The sequence below is a fragment of the Agreia pratensis genome (assembly GCF_900177685.1).
Taxonomy (GTDB): Bacteria; Actinomycetota; Actinomycetes; order Actinomycetales; family Microbacteriaceae; genus Agreia; species Agreia pratensis.
In genome coordinates this window covers 83,515-108,775 of record NZ_FXAY01000002.1, presented here as the reverse complement: position 1 = coordinate 108,775, position 25,261 = coordinate 83,515, and the positions used below count along the sequence as shown (strand labels likewise).

The 25,261-nt window shown below is 66.6% G+C and carries 18 protein-coding genes; 8 read left to right on the top strand and 10 right to left on the bottom strand.

Going from position 1 to position 25,261, the window contains the following annotated elements; translation table 11 throughout:
- Nucleotides 1-64 precede the first annotated feature (64 nt).
- On the top strand, nucleotides 65-808 hold the full coding sequence (locus B9Y86_RS05940; protein ID WP_244894653.1) for a hypothetical protein: 744 nt from the start codon (nucleotides 65-67) through the stop codon (nucleotides 806-808).
- 44 nt (nucleotides 809-852) lie between these two features.
- A complete protein-coding gene (locus B9Y86_RS05935; RefSeq protein ID WP_085484030.1) occupies nucleotides 853-1,038 on the top strand; it encodes a hypothetical protein in 186 nt (61 codons plus the stop codon).
- A gap of 69 nt (nucleotides 1,039-1,107) precedes the next feature.
- Here B9Y86_RS05935 and B9Y86_RS05930 read toward each other — a convergent pair whose 3' ends face one another.
- Nucleotides 1,108-1,374: a Txe/YoeB family addiction module toxin gene (locus B9Y86_RS05930; RefSeq protein ID WP_085484028.1), complete on the bottom strand. Its 267-nt coding sequence runs from the start codon at nucleotides 1,372-1,374 to the stop codon at nucleotides 1,108-1,110.
- Complete coding sequence (locus tag B9Y86_RS05925) at nucleotides 1,371-1,619, bottom strand: type II toxin-antitoxin system Phd/YefM family antitoxin (RefSeq protein ID WP_085484026.1); 249 nt, start codon at nucleotides 1,617-1,619, stop codon at nucleotides 1,371-1,373. Before B9Y86_RS05925 ends, B9Y86_RS05930 begins: the two co-directional genes overlap by 4 nt.
- Nucleotides 1,620-1,942: 323 nt before the next feature.
- Between B9Y86_RS05925 and B9Y86_RS05920 the strand changes: the two genes are divergently transcribed.
- The 4 genes from B9Y86_RS05920 to B9Y86_RS05905 all read left to right on the top strand — a co-directional run bounded on the left by B9Y86_RS05920 (nucleotide 1,943) and on the right by B9Y86_RS05905 (nucleotide 10,403).
- The gene (locus tag B9Y86_RS05920; RefSeq protein WP_085484024.1) at nucleotides 1,943-4,129 is read left to right on the top strand and encodes a phosphocholine-specific phospholipase C; all 2,187 of its coding nucleotides are present in this window, start codon (nucleotides 1,943-1,945) and stop codon (nucleotides 4,127-4,129) included.
- 701 nt (nucleotides 4,130-4,830) lie between these two features.
- The gene (locus B9Y86_RS17825) at nucleotides 4,831-6,768 is read left to right on the top strand and encodes a S53 family peptidase (RefSeq protein ID WP_280522297.1); all 1,938 of its coding nucleotides are present in this window, start codon (nucleotides 4,831-4,833) and stop codon (nucleotides 6,766-6,768) included.
- Nucleotides 6,765-8,945, top strand: a complete 2,181-nt coding sequence (locus tag B9Y86_RS17820; protein ID WP_139824770.1) for an LPXTG cell wall anchor domain-containing protein — start codon at nucleotides 6,765-6,767, stop codon at nucleotides 8,943-8,945. The genes B9Y86_RS17825 and B9Y86_RS17820 overlap by 4 nt, the downstream gene beginning before the upstream one ends.
- A gap of 258 nt (nucleotides 8,946-9,203) precedes the next feature.
- A complete protein-coding gene (locus B9Y86_RS05905) occupies nucleotides 9,204-10,403 on the top strand; it encodes a hypothetical protein (protein ID WP_085484020.1) in 1,200 nt (399 codons plus the stop codon).
- Between the two features lie 25 nt (nucleotides 10,404-10,428).
- Here B9Y86_RS05905 and B9Y86_RS05900 read toward each other — a convergent pair whose 3' ends face one another.
- On the bottom strand, nucleotides 10,429-11,307 hold the full coding sequence (locus B9Y86_RS05900) for an aldo/keto reductase (RefSeq protein WP_085484018.1): 879 nt from the start codon (nucleotides 11,305-11,307) through the stop codon (nucleotides 10,429-10,431).
- Between the two features lie 11 nt (nucleotides 11,308-11,318).
- Nucleotides 11,319-13,913 carry a family 43 glycosylhydrolase gene (locus B9Y86_RS05895; RefSeq protein ID WP_085484016.1) on the bottom strand — a complete coding sequence of 865 codons (2,595 nt, stop codon included), beginning with the start codon at nucleotides 13,911-13,913 and terminating at the stop codon, nucleotides 11,319-11,321.
- Nucleotides 13,914-14,169: 256 nt separating this feature from the next.
- Between B9Y86_RS05895 and B9Y86_RS05890 the strand changes: the two genes are divergently transcribed.
- Nucleotides 14,170-16,536: a beta-galactosidase gene (locus B9Y86_RS05890; RefSeq protein WP_139824769.1), complete on the top strand. Its 2,367-nt coding sequence runs from the start codon at nucleotides 14,170-14,172 to the stop codon at nucleotides 16,534-16,536.
- A 54-nt stretch (nucleotides 16,537-16,590) separates the two neighbouring features.
- On the opposite strand, the gene B9Y86_RS05885 is transcribed toward B9Y86_RS05890, so the two are convergent.
- The 4 genes from B9Y86_RS05885 to B9Y86_RS05870 all read right to left on the bottom strand — a co-directional run bounded on the left by B9Y86_RS05885 (nucleotide 16,591) and on the right by B9Y86_RS05870 (nucleotide 20,853).
- A complete protein-coding gene (locus tag B9Y86_RS05885) occupies nucleotides 16,591-17,916 on the bottom strand; it encodes an ABC transporter substrate-binding protein (RefSeq protein WP_244894651.1) in 1,326 nt (441 codons plus the stop codon).
- Between the two features lie 64 nt (nucleotides 17,917-17,980).
- Nucleotides 17,981-18,859, bottom strand: a complete 879-nt coding sequence (locus tag B9Y86_RS05880) for a carbohydrate ABC transporter permease (protein ID WP_085484009.1) — start codon at nucleotides 18,857-18,859, stop codon at nucleotides 17,981-17,983.
- A complete protein-coding gene (locus B9Y86_RS05875; RefSeq protein ID WP_085484007.1) occupies nucleotides 18,856-19,773 on the bottom strand; it encodes a carbohydrate ABC transporter permease in 918 nt (305 codons plus the stop codon). Before B9Y86_RS05875 ends, B9Y86_RS05880 begins: the two co-directional genes overlap by 4 nt.
- A 186-nt stretch (nucleotides 19,774-19,959) precedes the next feature.
- Entirely contained in the window at nucleotides 19,960-20,853 is an 894-nt protein-coding gene (locus tag B9Y86_RS05870) for an AraC family transcriptional regulator (protein ID WP_244894650.1), read from the bottom strand.
- Between the two features lie 96 nt (nucleotides 20,854-20,949).
- Between B9Y86_RS05870 and B9Y86_RS05865 the strand changes: the two genes are divergently transcribed.
- Entirely contained in the window at nucleotides 20,950-24,279 is a 3,330-nt protein-coding gene (locus B9Y86_RS05865; protein ID WP_085485238.1) for a DUF5107 domain-containing protein, read from the top strand.
- Between the two features lie 39 nt (nucleotides 24,280-24,318).
- On the opposite strand, the gene B9Y86_RS05860 is transcribed toward B9Y86_RS05865, so the two are convergent.
- Together B9Y86_RS05860 and B9Y86_RS17490 are read right to left on the bottom strand one after the other, a co-directional pair.
- A complete protein-coding gene (locus B9Y86_RS05860) occupies nucleotides 24,319-24,858 on the bottom strand; it encodes a hypothetical protein (protein WP_085484005.1) in 540 nt (179 codons plus the stop codon).
- 73 nt (nucleotides 24,859-24,931) lie between these two features.
- Entirely contained in the window at nucleotides 24,932-25,096 is a 165-nt protein-coding gene (locus B9Y86_RS17490) for a hypothetical protein (RefSeq protein ID WP_176223275.1), read from the bottom strand.
- Between the last annotated feature and the right edge of the window lie 165 nt (nucleotides 25,097-25,261).

Below are 25,261 nucleotides of genomic sequence, written 5' to 3'. Positions count from 1 at the left end.
ACCAGAGAACCCTTACCTCCAGCCGGGACATCGACCAAGTCCCGGCCGCAACATACTCGCCCTCGTGGCCTTCATCGCCTCAATCGTCGGGTTCATATTTTCCTGCATCCCCGGCGCACTCATCGTTGGCTGGATCCTGCTGCCGATCGCGTTCATCCTCGCCATCGTTTCGCTTTTTCTCAAAGGAACAGGAAAGGGGCTGGGGATCGCCGGACTGATCATCTCCGTCGTCGGCACGATCGTCGCTTTCGTAGTTTTCTTTGCGGTAGTGGCTACCTCATTCAACGACGCATTCGGCGATAAGAACGTCACCATCGACGAACCGGCTTCCTCGAGCCAAGCTCCGGCAGACGAAGCCCAAGCAGAGGACGCGAAGCAGGAGCCGGCTGGTGAAGCGGGCACACGTGAGAGCCCCGTTGCGGTCGGCTCAGTTATAACGGGTGACGACTGGACCATCGTGATCAACTCGTTCAACCCAGATGGCGCTGCCGTTGTCGCCGAAGCGAACCAATTCAACGAAGTGGCCCCTGCCGGCTCACACTACGGGATCGTCAATTACACCGTGACCTACACCGGCGAGGACTCCGCCTATGCAGTCGAAGTGGGTGTGGATATGGTCACCGGTTCGGGGAACGTGATCAACGGCTACGACGCTCTCGTTGTACTAAACGACAGCATCGGCCTCGGCGAACTTTTTACGGGCGCGTCCGCGACTGGTTCTGCCGCCTTCGTGATTCCGGATGGCGAGACCGCGCTCATCCGGGTCAGGCCGGGAATGCTCGCAGACGACATTTTCGTCAGCCCGTAACAACCCATCCGCAAGAGACCCTCGGACCGCGCTCCGAGGGTCTCTTGCGTTGCAGCACCCGCCTGTCGACTCGGACCCGCGGCGGCGAAGGCCAGATCACGCAGATCGACACCTCGAGCTCGAAGCCCTCGGTGACGCGCACGATCACGGTTCCCTCAGATCTCTCAGACGGCGGATATCTGACGACAGTCGACTCCTCGGTGAAGCCATACGACCTCAGCAGCCGCTGACCGAAGCCCAGCGAGGTCGTCCGTTCAAGCAACGATTTGGCGAGATCGACGCCCCGCTTTCGCCCTGGTTCAGTAGTGGTATCGCGCCTGAAGAATCGTTACCTGATCATCGCTCGCGACGTAGACCAGTCTGTTCGCCTCGTCGATTCGCCTGGACCATGCGCCGGCCAGAGCGTGCTTGAGAGCCTCGGGCTTGCCGATGCCTTCGAATGGATCATCGCGAACGATGTCAGCGATAAGTAGGTTAATGCGCTTGAGAACTTTTCGATCCTGGTTCTGCCAGTAGACGTAGTCCTCCCACCCCTCCGCAGTCCAGCAAATGCGTCGAGCACTCACGACTCGAGAAGCTCGCGTTCCTCAACGCCACCCGACCGCGCCTGCTCCAATGCACTCAACAGACGACGAGCATTCTTTGGAGACCTCAACAAGTAGCTGGTCTCGACGAGAGCGTCGTACTCGTCTTTCGACATCAGAACCGCAGAACCGCGCTTCGACGTGATCTCAACTTCGGTGTGATCGAGGTTGACGCGCTCGATTAGTCCGAACAGATCGCGACGAGCCTCGCTTGTTGTGATGGCCATGACTTCTCCTTAGTCGTACCAAATATGGTACCACTGGTTCCAAAACTGGCACGAGGATTCCGCGAATGCCCAATATCGCAGCCCATCGTGGCCAGTGAAGCGCTCGCGAGCATCGCTGAACCATTAGTAGACCCAGTCCAGTAATTCAAAACGCGTTTGCCCGTGCGCTAGGCAACAGCCACAGACCGTCCACCTCTCGGGCGGAGGCTTTACGCGTCATTCCCTTCCGTCACCCAGCGGAGACGCACGCCGGCGGCATGTTGCCCGCGACCGCCGGCGCCCCTAGAAGCACTACTGCCTACCCGAAAGCAGAAACGCGCACCATGAGTTCGAGCAAGCCCGAAAAGAACGCCCCCGACGTCACGCTGAACGCGGCGCCTCCCCTCGACAAGTCCAAGGCGTATCACGCCGATGTGCAGCCCGGTCTGAGTCGGCGCACCATCCTCCTGGGCGGGGCCGCCGCCATTCTTGCGGGGGTCGCTGCCGCATCCGGGCCGGGAGCGTTCGGCGAGAGGGCGGCAGCCGCATCCGGTCTCGCGACCAGCGCCAAGGCCGGGGCGACCAAGTCGATCAACGACGTGAAGCACGTGGTGATCTTGATGCAGGAGAACCGCTCGTTCGATCACTACTACGGCACCCTGCGCGGCGTTCGCGGCTTCGGCGACAAGCAGATGGTGGAGTATCCGGGCGGCGGCAACGCGTTCGCCCAACCCGATGCGACTCGGCCGGATGGCGGGGTGATGCTGCCGTTCCCCCTCGACAGCACGCACTACAACGCGCAGAACGCCGGCGGCCTCGACCACTCGTGGGGCGGCGGCCACACCGCCTGGAACAAGGGCGCCTGGAACAACTGGGTCGCGGCCAAGAGCCAGCAGACCATGGGCTACTTCACCCAGGAAGACCTGCCGTTTCACCACGCGCTCGCCTCGTCGTTCACGATCGCCGACCACTATCACTGCTCGGTGATCGGCCCGACGACCCCGAACCGCCTCTACCAGTGGACGGGCACCATCAACCCCGAGGGCGACCACGGCGGCCCCGCCACCGACAACCCCGACGACTACAAGCCCGTCTTCACCTGGGGCACCTACCCCGAGCGGCTGCAGAAGGCCGGCGTCACCTTTAAGACCTACGCCAACAACGAGATCGGCGACGACGGCACCCACCCCTACGTGGGCGACTACGGCGACAACCCCCTCTGGCTATTCCAGAGCTACCACGATGCACTCGCCTCGAAAGACCCAGCAGTGCGCGACCTCGCCCTGCGCGGCGGACTGAACGACGGCTGGCTGCCCGACTCGGGTAAGGGGCTCGACGTCACCTACCTGCTCAGCGAGTTCGGCAAAGACGCGGCCTCGAACACCCTGCCCGCGGTCTCGTATGTCGTCGCTCCCTACGGCTACAGCGAGCACCCGGCCGCGAGCCCCGACTACGGAGCGCACTACACGAACGCCGTCGTGCAGGCGCTGATGAGCAACCCCGACACCTGGGCGAGCACCGTGCTCATTCTCAACTTTGACGAGAACGACGGCTACTTCGACCACATGCTGCCCCCGCTCGCCGAGCCCGGCACGGCCGGCGAATACGTGGATGGCCTGCCGATCGGCTACGGCACCCGGGTGCCCCTCACCCTGGTCTCGCCCTGGAGCCGCGGCGGTTGGGTCAACTCGCAGGTGTTCGACCACACGTCAGTCATCCGGTTTCTCGAAACCTGGACGGGCGTGCACGAGCCCAACATCTCGTCGTGGCGGCGCACCATCTCGGGCGACCTCACCTCGTGCTTCGACTTCGCCAACCCCGACTTCTCGCTGCCGACCGCCTCCGAGGTGCCGCCGCTGAGCGTCACGCAAAAGCTCGTCGCCGCCGCAGACGCCGACATGGCGAAGCCCGACATTCGCGAGCCCGCCATCGGCGCGCAGACAATGCCGGTGCAGGATGCCGGCACGGCCCAGCACCGGCCGCTTCCATACCGGCAGCACGCCAACGTCGAGGTCGACCGGGCCGCCGCCACGGTCACGCTCACCATGCAGAACACCGGACACCAGGGCTTCTCGCACCAGGTGTTCGCCAACGCGCACCTGCCGTTCGAGTCGACGCCCTTCACGGTGCCCACGGGCAACTCGGCGACCTATGTCTGGAATGCGGCGGCGACCGGCGGGGCGTACGACTTCAGCGTGTACGGACCCGACCGCTTTCTGCGGCGCTTCGCCGGCACGGTTCACGCTGCTGGTGCGGCTGGCGCCGTTGGTCCTGTTCCTGTGGTCGTGGGCAATCCCGTGCGAGGCGAGCGCCGGTCGCTGCGGCTCGAGCTCGCGAACGTGGGCGACGCCCCGGTCACGTACTCCCTCGCAGCGAACGACTTCGTCGAGAACACGCAGTCGGTCACCGTCGCAGCCGGCCAGACCGAGCGCGCCTCCTGGCCCCTGGATGCCTCGGGTTACTACGACGTGATCGTCACCGCCGACTCGGGTGACGGGTTCCGCTACCGCTTCGCGGGGCGCATCGAGTAGGAGGCGCCGACCGGGGGGCCTCGGTTGCATCCATTCGTCTCATAACGCTCTGATTCGCGAGGATCAGAGCGTTTGGGCAGCAATGGATGCGCGTGGCGCTCGAGCTCAGGCCGCCGGCTGGTGGAGGCGGTCGGCTCTTCACGCATGTTCGCTCGCCGTCACCGTGGGGCCTTCGGGAGGACAAATTACGTGGGAGCGACCGGTACGAGGGGCGAGACGAAAATGTCCTCACTTAGCCACAGGGCTGCTCGGTTGATCGTTCTGCGCGAGCTAACGGAGCACGAAGAGGTCAACACGCGGTAGTCGCACGCCGGAGTGGCGGCGTGTCCCCCGATCCGTGCTCCGTTAGCCCGCCAGGCAGCGAAGCACCCTGAGCGACGTCACCACTTCGACAGGCTCAGGAGAACCATGCCGGCTCGCGCCTCGCGTAGCTACTCGATCAACCAGACGCTCGCGCCGGTCGCGCCGCCCGCGCCGGTCGCGCCGCTTGCGCCGGTCGCGCCGGTCGAGTAGCCCGAGGCCGCCCGCGGCCGAAGCGTATCGAGACCACCGTGCAGTGATCTCGATACGCGGTGCTCGTTCCTCGCGACCGCTACTCGATCAGCGTCAGAATTCCGCCGATTGCTTAATGAGAACAATTCTCAGCTAGAGTTCGAATCGGCTCCTCTGCCACTCCACACTCTGATCGAGAAAGTACTTCTATGCGCTCTTTGCGTTCCCCCGGGTCGGTGATGTCTGCATCCACCTTCCTGATCGTCGGGGTCGTGTGCGCGGGCATTCTGACCGCGTGCGCCTCCTCCCCCTCCGACGCTCGACACTCCCTGCCCGACACCGCGCCCGCGTGGGCAAAATCCGCGGCGCAGGGCAGCGATACTGCAGCACCCGACGGCGTCACCTCGGCCGTCGTGCTCTTCACCGAGAACGCAGACACCGCATCCATCTCGGCCGCCCGCACCTGGCTCGTCACCGCCGGACTCGACCTCGGCGACCAGCACGACAGCGTGCACAGCCAGTCGATCAGCGGCTCCTACGACGACTTCGCCCGCGCCTTCTCGACGACCTTCGCGACCACAGACATCCATGGCCGCACGGCCGTTGTGCCCACCATCGATCTGTCGGTGCCCGCCGACCTGACGGCCATCGAGACCGTCGCCGGCCTCGTGAGCACGGATGCGATGCAGCCCACGCTCGTGGACGCGTCGGCAACATCGGCAAGCGCCGCGAGCGCCACCACGAGTGCCACGACCACCGCGCTCGCGAGCCCGGCCGCCACCGCCACGGCACCCGCCGGCGCCGCACCCGCAGCCGCAGCACCCGCAACCGCAGCACCCACCGCGGCCACCGCCGCTCCCGTCACCAGCGACGACTGCGCCGCCTACTGGGGCCAGACCTTGAGCTCCGAGTGGCCGGAGTCGGTCACGGTCGAGCACCGCTCCAACGCGCTGTGCGGCTACGGTCCGCAGCAGTTGCGTGCCATCCATCAGCTGCCCGACGACGCCACGGGCGCCGGCGCGACCATCGCGATCGTGGGCGTCTTCGACGATGCGACCGTCGAGGCGAACACGAACGCCTACTTCACCAAGGCCGGCGCGCAGCCCCTGCGCGACGGGCAGTACACGCACCACGCCCCGACGAAGCCCGACAACAGCCGCTGCGGCGGCCCCAGCTCGTGGACTGTCGAGCAGCACCTCGACGTGCAGGCCGTGCACGCCATGGCACCCGATGCGAACATCGTCTACTGGGGAAGCGACACCTGCGAGGCCCAGTCGCTCTACCTGCGACTGCTCGACGCCGTCGAGAGCGGCACCCCCGAGAACGGCGCGCCCAACGTGATCTCGCTCTCGTTCGGCGCCCCCGAAGAGCTCGATACTGCCGCCGACCGCACCCTGCTCACCCGCGTGCTCGTCGAAGGCGCCTCGCGTGGAATCTCGATCTTCGCCTCGACCGGAAACGACGGCGACTACAGCCAGGCCGGCGACCACCAAGACGGCACCGATGTGGCCTCGCCTGCCTCGAGCCCCTATGTCACCGCGGTCGGCGGAATGAGCATCGGCCTCAACGCCGACAACACCGTGGCCGTCGAAGCGGGCTGGGAGACGCAGACGCGGTTCGCCCGCAACGGTGCCATCGTTCCGCCCGGCTTCATCTACGGCGCGGGCGGAGGAGAATCGGCGTACTACGACCGCCCCTCTTGGCAGCGTGACACCATCGCGCAGCCCGGCACCAAACGGCTACTTCCGGATGTCGCGTCGCTGTCTGACCCGAACACCGGCTTCATCGTGAACGCGCCCTCGAACGGCGTCGTGAGCGCCGAACCACACGGCGGCACGAGCCTCGCCACCCCGATGGTCGCCTCGATGGTGGCCATCGCCAAGGTGCGAGGCGGCAGTCACGTCGGCCTCGCCACTCCATCGCTCTACGCGCTCAGCGGCTCGACCGCCATCACCGACGTGCAGCCCGCGTCGGCGGCCACGTGGTTCCGCCGCTCGCCGTCGACCGGAGCCCTCTGGCTCGAGACCCTCTACCTGTGGGACACCAAACCGCAATCCCTGCAGTCAGGCCCCGGCTGGGACAGAGTCACCGGACTCGGCATTCCCCGCGGCACCGCTTTTCTCGACCAGTTCGGAGCACAGAAATGACTCGACGCCCATCCCGCTCCGTGCGGCTCATGACCGCGGCGGCCCTCGCGGGGATGCTCGCACTCGGCTTCACGGCGACCGCCGCGACGACCGCGATCGCCGCACCCGCGGCATCCGGAACCACGACCGCGAGCGCGACACTCGTCGCGGCCGCCGCCCAGACCGCCGCCACCAAACCCACCCCCGCCAACAGCGCCTTCGGCGTGCAGATGCTCGACTCAGACGGAGGCACCCTGCAGGCCTCCACTCCGCTCGCCGAGTGGACCTCGGGCGACACCGTCACGCAGAACGCTGCATCCACCGGCGACCTCTACAAACTGAACACCACGCGCACCGAGGGGCTCGTCTCGCGGGCCGCGTCTGACGGAGCGCGCTCGACCATCGCGTTGGGAACGTTCCAGCTGCGCGACCGCGTGCCCGTGGCGTTCACCGGGCTCACCTCCGAGTGCACCGCCGACGGATCGAGCACAGTGTCGTTCGACACCCTCACCGTGAACGGCGTCGACGCCCTCGACCCGGCGCGCATCGCCGCCGGCTACACGGTCGACCTGCCCGACTCGTCGACGTGGGGCGCCACCAAGCTCTACATCGGCGAGCGCACAACGGATGCGTCGGGTCGCGCTCAGACCACCGCGTTGCGAATCGAGGCCGAGGCCGGATCGTCGGAGATCTGGCGCGTGAAGCTCGGCCAGGTCGCCTGCTCCCCCGCGGCGCCGACCACCACGCCGGCACTCGTCTCGGGCATCACCGTGACCGCTCCGAACGGAACACCGATCGTGGCGGGCGAGCCCAGCCTCTCGGCATCGGGAACCAAGACCGACGCCACGTTCTCTGCGAAGGCTCCGCCGATCGCGGCGAGCGGCGTCACGGTCAGCCGCACCGACGACAGCGCGGCGAAGGTCTCGATCGACAGCTTCACGCAGGTGCCCGACACCTCGTCGATCGGTGATTACGTGTGGTCGGCGTTCCGCGTCTACGGGCTCGCCCTCGACGTGGCGGCAGACGGCAGCTCTGTCGTGTCGTTCCCCGGATCGAACTCGGGGCTCTTTGTGAACGGCGTCTGGATCAACACCGGAACCGACCTCTACACGGGCCTCGACGCGCAGGGCACCCCACGTGTGACCGTGCGCTTCAACGAGCGGGTCGCGCAGCCAGACGGCAGCGTACTCATCACGGCCGTGCACTACACCGACCTCACCGGCACCTACCCGTCGGTCGCGCTCGGCACGGTTCGATGGTCGGCGCCCAGCGCGGCTCCCACGCCCGACCCCGAGCCCACACCTCAGCCCGAGCCGCCGCTGCCGAGCCGCTATGCCTATGCGCTCAGCGCATCCGGCCCGTCGGTCGTGTCGCCCGTGGCTCTCGTGACACCGGATGCCGCTGTCGCGGCCGCCGCGACCGAGGCCGCCACCGAGAAGGCGCCGAACGCCGTGTCGGACTCCGACGCGGCTGCGTCTGATGCCGCCACCCTCGGCGCAGCCCAGCTCGAGGTCGCGACGGTGACCGACGGCGTCGCCGGGCAGATCTCGGCGACCGGAGCACGCGCATCCAACGCCGCGGGCACCGCGACAGCCCAGGTCGACTCGCTCACGCTCTACCCGGGGTCGAGTCTCGAGGTGTCGCTCAGCAACATCCGCGTGGCGCTCACGAAGACCGGCGCGACCATGACCACCGGAGGCGGAACCGTGGCGGGCAAGACCATCGCCGCCGGCGAGATCGCTCCCAACACGGTCGTGCAGCTGCCAGGACGATCGGCCGTGGTCACACTGAACCTGCAGACGGGTTCGGCCGCTGACTTCTCGGTCACCGGCGTCGACGTGAACGACACGCTCGGCCTGGGCGCGCGGGTGCGGGTGGCGGCGATCACGGCAGACGCTCCGGATGTTCCCACACCGGGCGATCCCGGAAGCGGGCCGGGCAGCGGCTCGGGTTCGCCAGGAGCCGGTACGCCGGGTACCGGGTCGGGCTCTGGAGCTGGCTCCGGCTCTGGTGGCGAGCTGGGCAACGGTGCGATCGGGCAGAACTTCGTCTCACCGCAGGCGAGCTCCACCCGCCCGCTCGCCAACACGGGCATGACGGCAACTCCCCTTGCCATAGCGGCGGCACTCTCCGTGCTCGCCCTGGCGACGGGGGCCGGCCTGCTCACGCGGCGGCGTCGGAGGCCCGCCGCATCCTGATGCACGCGCCGGCCGCGGTCTTCTCGCCCGCGGCCGGCGCGGCTTCGCGCCGGGCTGCACGCATGACCCTGCGCGACCCCACATTGCCCACCCACTTGTCAGAAATCGACCCATATTCGCGAACTTAGGTCGATATGCGCCAAGTCGCGTGGTCTCAGGCTCGTACTGAGTGAGCACTCACGTCGCTCCTTGCTCGCGACTACTCGATCAGCACAGAGCTCGGCCACACCTCGCCGCGGCCACGCGTAGGATTTTCTAGTGCCCCTGCAACCGCTGTACCTCGAGTGGCTGAGCGAACCCGACGGCAGGGTCTTGCGGGCCAAGGCCGCCAATCTGCGGCAACTGCGAATCACGTGGAACATGAGCCTGCGGAAGGCGCTTGGTCATCTGAATGCCGCGTCGATGCTCTGGTATCTCACCATTGCGCTCATCTCCATCGACACCGAGATCGACAAGCGGCACGACGGGCAGGTGCTGGGCAGCGACTGGGGCAGCCTGGCCTGGATGCTCGGAATCCTCGGCGTGTGGATCTTCGCCTCCGCAGGCATCGCCCATAGAACACGCTCGAGCGCGCGAGCGCAGTCGACCGTCACCGAGTGGCGACAGAATCTCACCGCGCTCGCCAACGGCTTTGAGCCTCAGCCCTCGCAGCGGGCGACATTCACGTCGATGATCACCGCAGACGGGGACTCCGTGGTCGAGAACCCGCGCTTCACGGCATCCGGTCTGGAATTCGGCTCTCTCACGACCACGCGACCGGGCAGCACGACCTGGCACTACCTGGCCGCGACCCTTCCGGCGCCGCTTCCGCGTCTCGTGCTCGACTCCACCTCGAACAACGCCTCGCGCAGCGATCTGCCCCCTCACTTCGGGCCGCTGCAGCGCATCTCGCTCGAGAGGGAGTTCGACCGGGCATTCGTGACCTACGCGCCCGTGGACAATCGCGCCGACGCCCTGTACGTGCTCTCGCCCGAGGTGATGTCCGAGCTGGTGCAGCACGCCAGCGACTACAACGTCGAGATCGTCGACGATACCCTCGTGCTCTTCACCGCGGCCCCGACAGACTTCACTGACGCGCAGAGCTGGAACGCGGTGTACACGCTGGTCAACACGGTCGTTCCTCGCCTCATCGAGAGAACACAGCGTTTCGTCGATGAGCGGCTGCCACGACCGCATCGTTCGCTTGCGACCGCGTTCGGGCGCACCGCGTTCGAGGGCACCGCAGCGCAGCCGGTCGCCTCGCCGGTTGCGCCGCCCGTCGCAGTCGGGGTGCTCGCCGGCGCCCCGGTTCCGCTCATCGCCCGAAGCGGCCGACGCTTCGTGGCGCAGAGACGCCCGTGGCGTCTGAGTTCCTTCCTCCGCGGCGCGGGCATGTACCTGGCCTACTTCGTGGGGTACTTCGTGCCCATTGTGCTGATCTTCGCGGCGATCATGTCGATCACCGACGGTCGGCCGTAGCGAGCTGCGCCGTCGCGCACCCCCGTCAGTCGTTGCCGCTCGCCGGCGGCGGACCCAAGGCCTCGATCGCCTCGAAGAAGCCCGCGGGCACCACGGCGTCGCGAAGACCCGACAACTGCTCCAGTCGCGCCACGGAGGAGACGCCCACAACGGTCGTCGCGACCAGCGGGTGACGCAGTGAGAACTGCAGCGCGGCAGCCGCGAGATCGACCGACCACTCGTCGGCGAGCGTGCGCACCACCGCAACATGCCGTGCGAACGCGGGCGGCATGGCGCGGTAGCCATAGTCCGACGAGCCGTTCGCCAAGGTGCCCCCTCCGAAGGGCGCGGCGTTGAAGACCGTCATCTCGAGCTCGCGGGCGAGACGGAAGGTCGGCTCGGCCGTTCGGTCGACCAGCGTCAGGCGATTGTGAGACAGCACGGCATCGAAGACACCGGTGGCCACGAAATCGTGCACCTGCGAGATCGTGCCCGAGGCGATGCCGATGGCGCCGATGACCCCTTCGTCTCGCAAGGCGATGAGCGCTTCGACAGGCCCACCGGATGCCATGGCCTGCTCGAACGAGATCGTGTACGGGTCGTGCAGGTGGTACAGCGGCAGAGAGTCGACGCCGAGACGCGTCAACGACTCGTCGAGCGAGCGACGCACCCGATCGCCGTCGAAGACCCCGGTCTCGATGTCTCGATCGGCCTTCGAATAGATGAGTAGACCAGGCGGAACGCCCCCGGATCGTGCGATGGCCGCTCCCAGAAGCGCCTCGCTGCGGCCCCCGGCATACATATTGCTCGTGTCGATGTTGCCGAGTGTCGATGCCAGCAGGGCGTCGGCCAGGGCGTCTCCCGCCGGGCGTTCGCCCAGGCTAGACGTGCCCAGCGTGATGGGCGTCGTTGTGATGGGTTTCATGATGTGCGCCCTCAGCCGGTCACGGATGCCCACGGGCCGTTCGGATCTCCAGGCTCCTGTCCGCGAGTCCACCATCTGGCCACGTACTCGACGCCGCCCAGCGTGGCGTGTTCGCCCGCCTCGAAGATGCGCGAGGGCGTCCAGACCGCGACTCCGTCGACCTCGATGAGCTGCTGCCACGGCCCGTTCGGGTCGCCGGGCGTCTGCCCGCTGGTCCACCACGAGGCGAGCCACACCGATCCATCGAACGCCACGGTGTCACCGCCGTTGTAGGCGGTCGAGCTGTTCCAGGCGACCCGCACCGCGAGGGTCAGCGTCGCCTCGACGGGCGCTGCATCCGTCGCCGTCAGCGAAGGGTCGACGGTCACCGTGACCACAGGGTCTCCCGCAACATCCGAGACGAAGCCCGCAACCTGGAACTGCTCGGGAGTGAGCGTCGCCGTCGTTCCATCGGCCCGCGTGGCGGTCACCGAGAGCGTCCCCGCATCCAGCGCCTCGCCGATCGTGAACACCGAACGGTCGCTGTGAACCGAGACAGAGGTGACCGCCGAGCAGAGCGACGCCGCAGCCTGCTCGAGTGCCGCACGGGCACCGTCGAGCGACGCTTGCGAGGCGGCGGGGGCAGCGAGCACGGCCTGCGCCGTGGCGAGTGCGGCAGCGAACGGCTGCCACGAGGTCGAGCCGTAGTCAGCCGACTCGCGCCCCGATTGCGCATCGACCAGAGCCTGCAACGCCGTGGGGTCGGAGGGCTGAGCCACGAGCGAGAGTCCATCGATCGTCACCGATTGATTGCCTCCGGCGCTGCGAGCCTCGATCGAGACCGTGACCGCGCCACCGGTGAGCGCGAGGTCGGGAAGCTCGACGTTGGTCCAGTCGCCGCCGACCGCAGCCAGGTCGAGGGTGTAAACCTCGCCGGCAGCGCCCGTGATCACGACCCGGGCATGCTCCAGGCCTCCGGTCGACTTCGCTTTCGCGGAGAAGCGGTAGACCCCCGCCGGCACGTCGTTCGTCTGCTGCACCGCGCCCGAGAACGCGCCGGCCGCGCCGAGTCGAAGAGCGAAACGGGTCTTGTCGGCGCCCGGCGACACGTTGCTCGTGAACGACGCGGCCGCGTTGTCGGCATCGGGCACGTTCGTCCAGCCCGTGATGTTCGACACCGCGACCCGGTCGGCCGCGAAGTCGGGATTCAGCACGTAGTTGTTCTTCGGGCCGACCCGCCACTCGCCGGTGACAGCGTTGAACTCCCAATTGCTCAGGGAGTTGAATTCGAGACCGTCATCGGTCTTCGAGAGCGGCGTCCACTGGTTGTAGCCACTGCCGTTCCAGGCGAACTCGGCCCAGCGGTCGCCCGCATAGAGCACCGTGTCTTGCTTCGTTCCGTGAACCGTCACGAAGAAGCCCGTCTGGGTGACGTGGCTGTAGTCCTTCTCGGTTCCGGGCAGCACGTACTCGGGGCCGTACGTGCCTTGGATGCCCGCGCCTGTCGACTCGACCACGTAGTTCACCGAGGTGTTCCAGCCGTGCAGCGCGGATGCGGCCACGTAATAGGTGTCGTCGAGCCGGAACATGGCGTTTCCCTCGCGCCCGGCAGCGTTACGACTGATCGCGGTCGCCGGCTCGATCGAGAGCGAGTCCGAATCCGCGATCTTGCTGACGAATCCCGTGCCGCGCCCGCGCGAGTTGGAGAAGATCAGATAGTCGGTTCCGTCGTCGTCGGTGAACACCGTCTGATCGCCCGTGCCTCGCGTGGGGGAATTGACGATCTGGGTCTGCAGATTGGCGTAGCTGAAGTCACCTGTCGGCGAGTCAGCCTGCAGAAAGAGCACGCTGTAGACGTTGGCGGCGTTCGGGTCGTTGTTGTTCATCTGCGAGATGAGCACGAACTTGCCGGTGTTCTCGTTGTAGGTGACGCCTAGGCGCCCGACCCAGGCGGCGTCTCCGAGAGTCTTCAGATCGGAGAAGTACGATCCGGCCGAGGCTGGAATGGACAACGTCGTGTCACGAGTGGCGACGTCGTTCTCGAAGGTCCAGTTCACGAGATCCTTCGAGGAGTACACCGGAATGGAGCCGAAGGTGGCCTTGCTGTAGATCTTCGAGGGGCTCTGACGGTAGGGGTCGGCCTCGAGGTATCGAACTCCGTACCAGTAGTAGGTGTCGCCGAAACGAAAAATTCCACCGCCCTGCGACGAGATCGGGTTGCCGTCTGTATCGGTCCAGAACGTGTTGTTCGTGATCGGCTCGAAGCTGCCCGCCGACACCGTCTGCAGAGCGGCGGCCGCGTCGAGAAGCGAGGTCTTGGCCTCGATGATCTGCGCGGGCGTGGACTCGGCCGATGCTCGAACGAGCTGAGCCGAGGTCAGGGCGGCCGCGAACGGGGCCCATGACTCTTCGGTGTAATCGGTGGGCACCCGAGAGAAATAGTCGTCGACGATAGATCCCAGGCCACCGCTCTCGGTGGTCGCGGTGGGTGCGCTGGCCGCCGCGGCAGCGGGCTCGGCTGCCGTGGCCGACAGAGCCGCACCGGATACGAGCATCGCGGCCGCCAGGGCCATCGCCGCGAGTGTCGAGGCGAGCCGGCTCGCCCCGCGTCGTGTTCGTGCGCTCATGTGTCATCTTTCTACGTCGTTGTAGCCACCCCGGTTTGCGAGGGCACTTCTAGGGTGCTCGGCCGAAGCCATCGCGCTCCATAGCCGAACCGCCGGATCGCCTGGACGATCCTCCGACTCGCCCGCACGACGCCGTGGTGCCGTTCGCGGCATCCATTCGGCATCCGTTCGGCATGCATTCGCGGCATCGATTCGTCCATGGTGTTCCTCTGCCGCACTATTCCTCCCGGAGCCCGCATTGGGCCATGGTTGTGTGGTGACTGACTTCTCCACGCCCGGCGCACCGCAGCGCATCCGGCTCTCGAACTCCCCCACCTCTTCATCGATCTCGACGCTTCGTCTCGGCGATGGCGCACCGGATGACGCCATCGTCGTGCGAGAGGGTCACCTCGAACGCGGCGGCATGCCATGGTTTCCGGTCGCCGGTGAATACCACTACGCCCGAACCGACCCGAAACGGTGGCGTGAAGACCTCGCCGCCCTTCGCAGCAACGGCATCACTCTTGTGTCGACCTACGCGATCTGGATCCTGCATCAGGAGCAGGAGGGGCCCGTGAGCTGGAAGGGCGCCCTCGACCTCCGCCGATTCGTCGAAGAGGCACGGTCGGTGGGTCTGGAGGTCGTGCTGCGCATCGGGCCCTGGGTGCATGGAGAGACCCGCAACGGCGGCTTTCCCGACTGGGTGCAGTCGGCCGCGGTCGTTCACCGCACCGACGACCCCGCCTATCTCGATCTCGTGCGGCCCTGGATCGAAGCCATGGCCGAGGAGCTGAGCGGGCTCTTCAGGAGCGCCGACGATCCGAGCGCACCGATCGTCGCCATCCAGGTCGAGAACGAACTCTACGATCAGCCTGCTCACCTCAGCACGCTCCGCCGCATGGCCGAGGATGCTGGCATGACGGCTCCTCTCTGGACCGCGACCGGTTGGGGTGGAGCGCAGCTGCCGCCGAACGAGTTTCTGCCCGTGTTCGCCGGCTACGTCGACGGGTTCTGGGAGGACAGCGACGCGGGTTGGCCGGCGAACTACGAGATGCACTTCCGCTTCACCGCGGAACGCGACGATCTGGGTGTGGGTGCGGATGTGCGGGCTGCCGCCGGAATCAGCGGCGAGATCGCCGAGGGCGCCGAGGGCGACGCAGACACGGGTGACGACGCGGGCGGCACGGATGCAGCCACCCGGGTGAGCGCCGTTCCGTACGCCACGTGCGAGCTCGGCGGCGGCATGCCCGTGGCCTACCACCGTCGCCCATTCGTCGACTCCGACGACGTGGCCGCCGTCGCCCTGGCGAAGATCGCGAGCGGTTCGGTCTTTCAGGGCTACTACATGTATCACGGCGGCGTTCAGGTGCTGGGGCGCGAATCCAGCACGCAGGAATCGCACGCGACCGGGTACCCGAACGATGTGCCTGTGCGCGACTACGACTTCGCCGCGCCCATCGGGGCGTTCGGCCAGCGTCGCCGGCATGCCGATCTGCTTCGCCTGCAGCATCTCTTCGTGCAGACCGCCGCGACCGAGCTGGCGCCGCTGACACCGTCGTTCTTCGACGGCGATGTGCGCGCATCCTTTCGGGCCGACGACGAGCAAGGATTCGTCTTCTTCTCGACCTACCAGCCGGCGGTCGCCCCGCTGCCGGCCGCCGAGGTTCAGTTCGAGCTGACCACGGGAGAGCACAGCACCGTTCTGCCCTCGAAGCCGACGCACATTCCGTCGGGCGAGTTCTTCGTGTGGCCCGTGCGCCGCTTGCTGCCCGACGGCAGCCGCTTCTCGGCGACAGCCCAGCTGGTGGCAGACGTCGAACTCGGCGGCATGCCGACCATCGTGCTCTTTCAGACGGCCGGGGTGCCGGTCGAGATCATTCGCGAGACAGCGAGCGGCGAGACGGAGCAGCACCTCTTGCCGGCGCTCGCGGTGCCGACGCTCGAGTCGACCGCACAGATCGGGGGCGCGCGGGTGATCGTCGTCGACGAGCCCACAGCCGAGTCCCTCTGGCTGGGGCGCATCCACGGCGAGCTGCATCTTGTGCTGAGCACGAGCGATGTCACCTTCGATGGCGGGCTGAACATCCGCATCGCCGACACCCCCGTGACGTTCTCGACTCTGCCCGCGCTGGCCCGGATCGCGGCGGGCGTTGAGCGAATCAACCCGAGCGATGACCTTCTGGCGCGGTACAGCATCGATGCCGCGCCACTGCCCGTGGCCGAGCTCGACGTGGTGCTCGAGAGCGCCGCTCTCGCAGCCGCCCCGGTGCGGCACGGCGGCAGCTCCAACAGGCTGTCCGCTCCGCTCGCCGACGATTTCGACCTTGCCGCGCGCTATCGGGTCGGGCTGTCCGATGCGCCAGCGCATCCATCGGATCGGCACATTCTGCAGATCGACTGGGTGGGCGATGCCGGTCGAGCCATGCACGGGGACGAGTTCATCTCGGATCAGTTCTGGAGTGGTCGACCGTGGGAGATCGATGTGACCGAGCTGACAGGAGAGCTGACCCTGTCTCTGCTGCCGTGGAGCGCCGACAGCCTCGTTCACCTCGACGGTCGCATCCGCCCCGAGGCCGATCGTGCGGGTCTTGCCGTCTACGGCGCCCGCGTGCATCGCAGCCGTCTGGTGCGCGTCACAGCCTGAGGGCACGAAGAAGGCCCGGCTCCTCGGAGCCGGGCCTTCTTCGTGCGGTTCGCTCTACTTGCCGGTGACGGTGAAGCCCTGCTCGTTGCCGTAGCTCACGAGCGTCTCCTGCCACTTCTTCAGACCGGGGTTCAGATCTGAGTTGTTGGCGTACGCCTGGCCGACCGAATCGGCGAAGATGGTCTGCGCGTAGGTCTGGTAGGGCAGGTACTGCCATCCGTCGGGCACCGTCTCAGACGCCGCGAGCAGAATCTTGTTGACCTGCTGGCCACCGAAGTAGTCCGACGTGGCATCCGCGAAGTCGGGGGCCTTCAGATCGCTGACGGTCGACGGGAAGCTACCGGAGTCCTGCAGCACCTTCACACCTTCTGGGGAGTCGTTCATCCACTTCACGAAGGCCGCCGCGAGCGCCGGGTTCTTGCTCTGCGACAGCACGCCCTGGGCGCTTCCGCCGAAGTTCGCCGAAGCGGCGGTTCCGTCGTACGTCGGCATCGGGGCGGCACGCCAATCGCCGGCGCCCTCGGGAGCCGCGGACTCGAGAAGGCTGGGCATCCAGGCGCCGCTGATCAGTGCGGCGATCTGGCCGTTGCCGAGCTGCTTGTACCAGTCATCCGTATAGCTCGGCGTGGGTGACAGCAGCTTCTTCTCGACCAGGTTGTTCCAGACACCGGTCCACTTCTTGGTGCCTTCGTCTTGCAGGTCGATCGTCACCTTCGTTCCGTCGACCTGGTACGGGTGTCCGCCCGCCTGCCAGATCATGCTGCTCGCGAAGTATCCGTCTCCACCATCAGAGGTGAGGTACTGGTTCGGGTCGGCGGCGTGCAGCTTCTCGGCTGCGGCACTGAATTCGTCCCAGGTGGTGGGAACGGTGATGCCGTACTGGTCGAAGACGCGCTGGTTGTAGAACATCGCCATGGGGCCCGAGTCTTCGGGAAGGCCGTATACCTTCTCGCCGTCCGCGACGGCGCCCCACGAACCCGGAATGAAGTCGCTCTTGAGGTCGCCGAAGCCATAGCTCGACAGGTCGACCAGCGATTTCGCCAGGTAGAACTGGGGCATCGCGGTGTACTCGATCTGGGCCACGTCGGGGGCGCCGGTGCCCGCCTTCAACGCGTTCGTGATCTTGGTGTATTCGTCGACGCCACTGCCGGCGTTCACGTAGTTCACTTTGACGTTGGGATACTTCGCCTCGAACGCCTTCGCCTTGGCTTCACCGGCCGGGGCCCAGGCCCAGTACGTTATCTCGCCGCCCTTTGACAGGGCCGCGTCGAGGTCGGCGGGCTTGCCGGCTGCGGATGTGTCGGATCCGCCACCGGGCGAGCAGGCGGCAAGCCCGACTGCGAACAGAGCGGCGGTCAGGGCGGCCGCTGCGATTCTCATGCTGCGTTTCATGGGTGTCACTTCCTTGTGTTGATGATGCTGTGGGTCGTGTAAAGCGGGAGAGCTACTTGACGCTTCCGGCGGCGAGGCCGGACTGCCAGTAACGCTGCAGAAAGAGGAACACGGCGATCAGCGGGATGATCGCGATGAGCGATCCCGTGATGATCAGGTTCTGGATGGGATCGGCGTTGGTGCCGGTCGACTGGGCGTTCCATTGGGCCAGCCCGAGCGTGAGCGGATACAGCTTGGGGTCGCTCAACATGATCAGGGGGAGGAAGTAGTTGTTCCAGGTCGTGACGATCGAGAACAGCAAGACGGTGACCAGGCCGGGAGCCAGGAGCCGCAGAGACACAGTGAAGAAGGTGCGGAACTCGCCCGCTCCGTCGATTCGTGCCGCCTCGAGTATCTCGCTGGGCACGGCATCCGTCGCGTAGGTCCACATCAGGTACAGACCGAACGGGCTCACGAGCGACGGGATGATGATGGCCCACGGCGTGTTGACGAGCCCGATCGAGCTGAAGAGCAGGAATGTCGGCAGCGCCAAGGCCGTTCCGGGAATCGCGACCGCACCGAGCACAACGGCGAAGACGGCGTTTCGACCGCGGAAGCGGAACTTCGCGATTCCGTAGCCGGCCAGCGCCGCGAGAATCGTCGCGCCGCCCGCCGAGACCACGACGTAGAAGATCGTGTTCAGAAACCAGCGCGAGTAGATGCCGTCGTTGTAGCTGAAGACCTCGCCGATGTTCTGGAAGAGGTTGAAGCTCGATCCGAACGAGAGGCCGAACGAGGTGAAGAAGTCGTCTTGCGACTTCGTCGAGTTGATGACGAGGTAGGCGAGCGGCACCAGCGTGTACAGAACCAGCACGACCATGAGGATCGTGAGGCTGATCGACGAGCGGGGAACGAGCCGGGAACGCCGCCGCTCGATGGGTGTGGCTCTCATGCCAGTTCCTTTCGGGTGCCCCGGAGCTGCACGACGTAGGCGATGATCGCGGTGATCAGCCCCATGACGATCGCTATGGTCGCCGAGTAGTTGTACTGCTGGCCCGCGAACGAGAGGGTGTAGGCATAGAGGTTCGGAGTGAAATTGCTGGTGATCGCATTGGGCGCGATCGGTTTGAGCAGGTTCGGCTCGTTGAAGAGCTGGAAGCTGCCGATGATGGAGAAGATCGTGGTGATCACGAGGGCTCCCCGCAGCGCAGGCAGCTTGATCGACATCACCGTGCGCAGGGGCCCGGCGCCATCGAGAGAGGCTGCCTCGTAGAGTTCGCTCGGCACCGTGCGGAGTGCCGCGTAGAAGATCACCATGTTGTAGCCCGCGAACTCCCACACCGAGATGTTCGCGATAGAGGCGAGAACCCAGTCGGGGGTGAGCGGTGTGAAGATCTGGGCGCCGAGAAAGTTGTTGATCGAGCCGACCAGGCCGAACCGTGGGCCGTAGATGAAGCCCCAGATCAGCACGGCGACGACGCCGGGAACGGCGTAGGGCAGAAAGAGCAGGATGCGATAGAAGCCGGGGGCTCGCAGCCGACCGCTGTCGATCGCCAGGGCTGCGATCAGCGAGAACGCCAGCATGATCGGAACCTGCACGATCATGAAGGCGATCACACGCCCTACGCCGGCCCAGAACTCGGGATCGGTGAAGGCTCTGACGTAGTTGTCGAAACCGACGAAACCCGACCCGCCAACTATCTGCTCGCGAAAGAGACTCAGGTAGATCGCGTAGACGACGGGGGCGAGGATCGCAATGACGAAGAACACCAGGAAGGGAGTGACGAACCCCCATCCGATGGGAATCCCCAGGCGTCGACGCGTGCGCGTCGGCGTCTTGGAGACGCTGGCAACCACTGCAGCCATGAGATCAACACTCCCTCGGGTTCTATAGCCCAAGGGCTACAACGAGCGATACTACGGATGCCGGGCAGCGCGCTCCGATAGACGGACAGATGATCCCCCTGGACAAATCGATGCCAGCGCGCTCCAGCTGATTCCCGATCCTGTTCATTTCCCGGGGAATCGCCTGGGCGGCGCTGGACGGATCACCTACACAACGGGGCCCGAACGATTGCGTGAGGTCAGCCGAAAGTCCGTTGGGCTCGTTCCATTGATCGCCCGGAATTGCCGGGAGAAGTAGAACGGATCGTCGTAACCGACCGCTCGCGCGATGTCGGCCACCGCCGCGTCCGTGGTGATGAGCAGCTCACGCGCCCGCGCGCTGCGAAGTCGCTTGTGATATTCGACCGCGCCCATGCCGGAGGCGAGCCGGAAGCGCGCCGAGAAATGAGAGATGCTGAGCCCCGCGATCTTCGCGAGCTCGGCCACGCTGGTGGATGCGTCGAGGTGCTCCCGCAGATAATCCTGCGCCGCCAGAATGGGATCCCCGACCTCCGTCGTTCCGCGTGCACGATCGGCAGCGAGCTGGGCGAGCAGGCCCCAGGCGGCACCGGATGCGGCGAGAAGGCTCGCCGTCGTGTCGTCGCGTTCCAGAGAGACCAGCACGTGCTCGAGCGCGGCCCGCGCAGCATAGGGGTCGTGCGCCTGGATGACCGGAAAGAACTCCCCAGCGGGCCGCGCGATCGCCGTGGCGAGGTCGTCGGCGTCGGCGCCCGTCACGTGCATCCACCAGATCGTCCATGGGTCACGAGGGTCGGCCCGATAGCGGTGAGGTTCGCCCCTCGGAAGAACCACCACTCGACCCGGTGCCATCTCGTACTCCTGGCCTCGAACCTCGACGTGACCGGCGCCCGAGGTGCACAGAATGACGACCACTTCGTCGGCGCCGCGTGGCCGATCTCGGCCATGCTCCGCGGCATGAGGGAACTGCCCGGCATCCGTCACCAACAACCGCTCGGTGACCGGAGAGCGCAATGCGTCTGCGACTCGAGGAGCGGGAAGCACTCGGAGGCGCTGGCCAGGGAATCCGTCTCGAATCAGCACAATCGCCAGTCTAAGCGCACCGATCAGCGATTTGTCCAGGCAGACCAACGGAGCAACTATGGTGCGACCCTCGTGCAATTCCTTAGCCTCGACGCTGTGAGCCATGCCGACGACGCCTATAGTCGCATCGATCTTCCCGATGCACCCGCCGACCAGAAGGCCGTCCTCGACGCGGGCGGCGTGGCCTGTTGGAGCGAGGCCATCGAGATCGACAGCTACGAGCCGGGAGAGCCGGATCGGTATCCGCTCTTTCTCGATCGTCGCGTCTACCAGGGCTCGAGCGGCAAGGTGTATCCGATTCCCTTCGTCGATCGCATAGCCCAGGAGAAGGCGCCCCGGCTGTGGCAGGCCATCCATCTCGAGAATCGTTACGTGCGCCTGGTTCTGCTGCCCGAACTCGGCGGTCGCATCCATATCGGCTACGACAAGACACGCGACTACGACTTCTTCTACCGCAACAACGTGATCAAGCCTGCGCTGGTGGGGCTCGCGGGCCCTTGGATCTCGGGCGGTGTCGAATTCAACTGGCCGCAACACCACAGACCCGCCACCTTTTTGCCCGTCGAGACCAGCATCGAACGCACCGACGAGAACACCGTCACCGTCTGGCATTCCGACCTCGATCCACTGCAGCGCATGCGTGGAGACCACGGGGTGCGTCTGCGTGGTGACAGTTCTGTCATCGAGGTGGCCGCGCGACTGCACAACCGAACGGATGAACCGCAGACCTTCCTCTGGTGGGCCAACGTGGCGGCGCGCTCGCACGACGATTACCAGTCGTTCTTCCCCACCGACGTCGGCTATGTGGCCGATCACGCGCGACGCGCGATCACGGCCTTCCCACGAGCAGACCGGCCGTACTACGGCGTCGACTATCCGGCGCTGGCCGACGACGAGCATCCGGATGCCGATCGGCTCGACTTCTACGGCAACATCCCGGTGCCCACGTCGTACATGGTCACCGACACCCGCGACAGCTTCTTCGGCGGCTACGACCATCGCGAGGGTGCGGGCTTCGTGCACTGGGCCGACCACTCCATCTCACCCGGCAAGAAGCAGTGGACGTGGGGCGATGGCCCTGTCGGCCACGCCTGGGATGCCCAGCTCACCGACGCCGACGGCCCTTACGTCGAATTGATGGCTGGCGTCTTCACCGACAACCAGCCCGACTTCAGCTACCTCGCGCCGGGCGAGACTCGCTCGTTCAGTCAGTTCTGGTATCCCATTCAAGACATCGGCCCGGCGCATCAGGCCAGCAACCGACTCGCGGTTCGCTTGGACGTCTCCGACGCCCGCGTTCGCGTCGGGGTCGCGAGCGCGAGTCGCATCGACGATGCCCTGGTCGTGCTGGAGCGCAACGACGGCGACGAGCCGACGACATCCATCGCCGAATGGACGGTGTCTCTCGAACCGGGCCGACCGTTCATCGAGACCTTCGCCGAGGTGCCCGGCGCTGGCGCGCTGACCGTGCGGGTGCTTTACGACGGCGTGGAGCTGATCGCGTACACCGCGACGCAGAACGAGTCTCGGGAGCAGGAGCCGTGGGTGGCCACGGAGCCCGCAGGCCCGGAACAGATCGACAGCATCGACGAGCTCTACCTGACCGGGGTTCACCTTCAGCAGTATCGTCATCCGACACGATCGCCGCTGCCGTACTTCGAAGAGGTGCTGCGTCGTGATCCGTTCGACTCCCGCGCCTCGACCGCGGTCGGCGCGCTGCACTACCGCCGCGGCGATTACGCGGCAGCGCGCGAGCACTTCGAGCGCGCGCTGCACCGGCTCACCCACCGCAATCTCAACCCGGCGAGTGGCGAGGCGAGTTATCGACTCGGCCTCGTTCTCGAACGGATCGGCGACCTCGACGAAGCCACCGGTCACTTCGGCAAGGCCGCGTGGGACGCGGCCTGGGCGTTGCCCGCCGAGCTGGCCCTGGCACGAATCTCGCTGCGCCAGTTGAGAGCCGACGACGCGCTGCGTCACGCTGCCGCCGCGGCGCAACACGACGCGGCGAATCCCGACGCCGCACTTCTGAACATCCTCGCCCTTCGCGCTCTCGGCAGACACGATGCCGCAGCCGCCGCGCTCACCGCGCGCGTGGAGGCCGATCCGCTCGACAGCGTGGCCCTGTCGCTCGCTGCGCTCGATAGCGGTGGAGCGGCGGAGTTCGCAGACCCGAAAACCGCGCTGACCGCTGCCGTCGACCTCGCCCGGCGGGGGCAGCTGCGCGACGCGCTCCTGCTCTCGACCCCGGTTGTCGCCCCTCGCACCCCCGCCTCGGCGCAGATCAAGGCATTCGGCAATCCCGTGCCCATTGCTCACTATCTGCGCGCGCTGTGGTGGCAGCGGCTCGACGAGCCGATCCGAGCCGCTGAGGAACGGATGGCCGCGCGCGAGGCGGACTCCAGATACGCATTCCCTTTCGGTCTCGACGAATACGACGCGCTCGTCGCGGCCATCGCGGCCGATGCGAGCGACCCCGTCGCGCCGGCCCTGCTGGGGGCGTGGCTGCTCGACGCGGGTCGCACCTCCGACGCCCTCGCCGCGCTGACGTCGGCGATGGAGCTCGGCAGCGCCGACCCGGTGGCGTGGCGCAATGCCGCCATCGCAACCGTCAACACGGGCGGCGACGCCGATACCGCCGACCACTACCTTGCCCACGCCCTGCAGCTGAGTGCCGACGACGCGCGCCTCGTGTTCGAACGCGACGTGCTTGCCCGCGTGCGCGGCATCGACGATCGCGAACGCCTTGCGGCGCTCGAACAGCACGGCCCCGTCGTTCTCGAGCGCGATGACCTCGCCGTGCACTACCTCGAACTCCTCGTGGCCGCCGGTCGCGCCCCCGAGGCTCTCGACATCCTGAGCACCAGGCGCTTCCAGCCGTTCGAGGGCGGGGAGGGCCAGGTGATCCGCGTATACGACGCCGCCTCATTCGAGGTGGCGCGAACGTCGATAGAGAGCAATCCCGCCGCTGCCATCGAGCTGCTCGAGGGCGGCATCGCGGTGCCCGCGAATCTGGGCGAGGGCCGTCATCCGGCCGGTTCGATGGCCGAGCGATTCGTTCTGCTCGGCGACGCCTTCAATCGGGCCGCACGCGTCGACGACGCCCGGGCCGCGTGGCAGCGGGCTCGCGCCGGAGCCGGCCCCCTGGCAGTGACCGCGCGCCCGGCCGAGCAAGCCGACTATTGGGTCGGGGTCGCTCATCTGCGCCTGGGCGAGCTGTCAGAGGCGGCGGCGGTGTGGACGTCGCTCGACGATCGTGCCGATGTCGTCGAGCAGCAGAGGGATGCCGTCGACTACTTCGCGACATCACTTCCTGAGCTGCTGCTGTTCGACACCGACACCGAGGGCGCCCGAAACGAGACGGCCCGGCAGTTGCGGGAGTGCGCCCGTCGGGGCCGCGCTCTTACGGCCGGGGCGCGCGACTGATCTGAGAATCAAGGGCACGGGCGCGTCGCCCGATGTCGCTCACATGCCGCAGTCCTGGCCGACCGCCTCGCCGCACATAATTCCGAGGGCGCCGTAGACGACCACGGCAACGATGACCGTGATCACCGCGAGAATCGGGTTGCCGATCACCAGAATCCAGCTGATCGCCGTGAGCCCCCGGCCGCGACGAGGCACCTTCGGCTGGCGGCGCCCCAGCGCCGAGTGGATGATGACCAAGACCATCGAGACAAGCCACAGTGGCAAAAGGGTCGCCACCCACAGCCCGACCGGCAGCGTTCCGTCGGTGAACTGCGCGAGCACTCCGCGCGGACCACCCGGCGCGGCGAAGATCGAGAAGAACATGATCACGTCGACGAGCACGAACACTACGCCGAGTGCGAAGCTGACGATCACCATCCACAGTCTCGGATCGGACCGCGGCGGCGGCTGAACGGAGCGCACCAGCTGCCATGCGGCATCCGGTGGCCAGCCTGCACCCACCAGCGACTGCACCACGGCTTCTGGCTGCTCGCCCGCTTCGAGACTCGACCGGGCGAAGTGCTTGGTGGCATCGTCCATGGCTCAACAGTATTCGAGGGTCGCAGACGGGTCTCGAACTAAGGGACCGGCGAACGCTGATGCTCTAGCCGCGTCAGGTTCGGGCCGAGCCCTTTCGCTGGGCTCGCACGGCGAGTACGAAGAGCGCTGCCGAGATCGCGAGGAATGCGGCGGCCAGCGCCCACTGGTTGGAGAGTGCGGTTGCGATCGCGGCGACGAGAAAGCCCACCGCTCCGATGTACCAAAGAACTGTTGTCATGATGCGTCCCCCTTGTGGCGTCGTTGTCGGGGGTAGTTTTTCATGCACGCGGAGTCGGCGTCAGCCCCCTTGTATCGCGGATGCGATCTCGATACGCGCTGCTCCTTCGTCGCAGTTCTGCGTTGGTCGAGTAGCCCGAGGCCGCCTGCGGCCGAAGCGTATCGA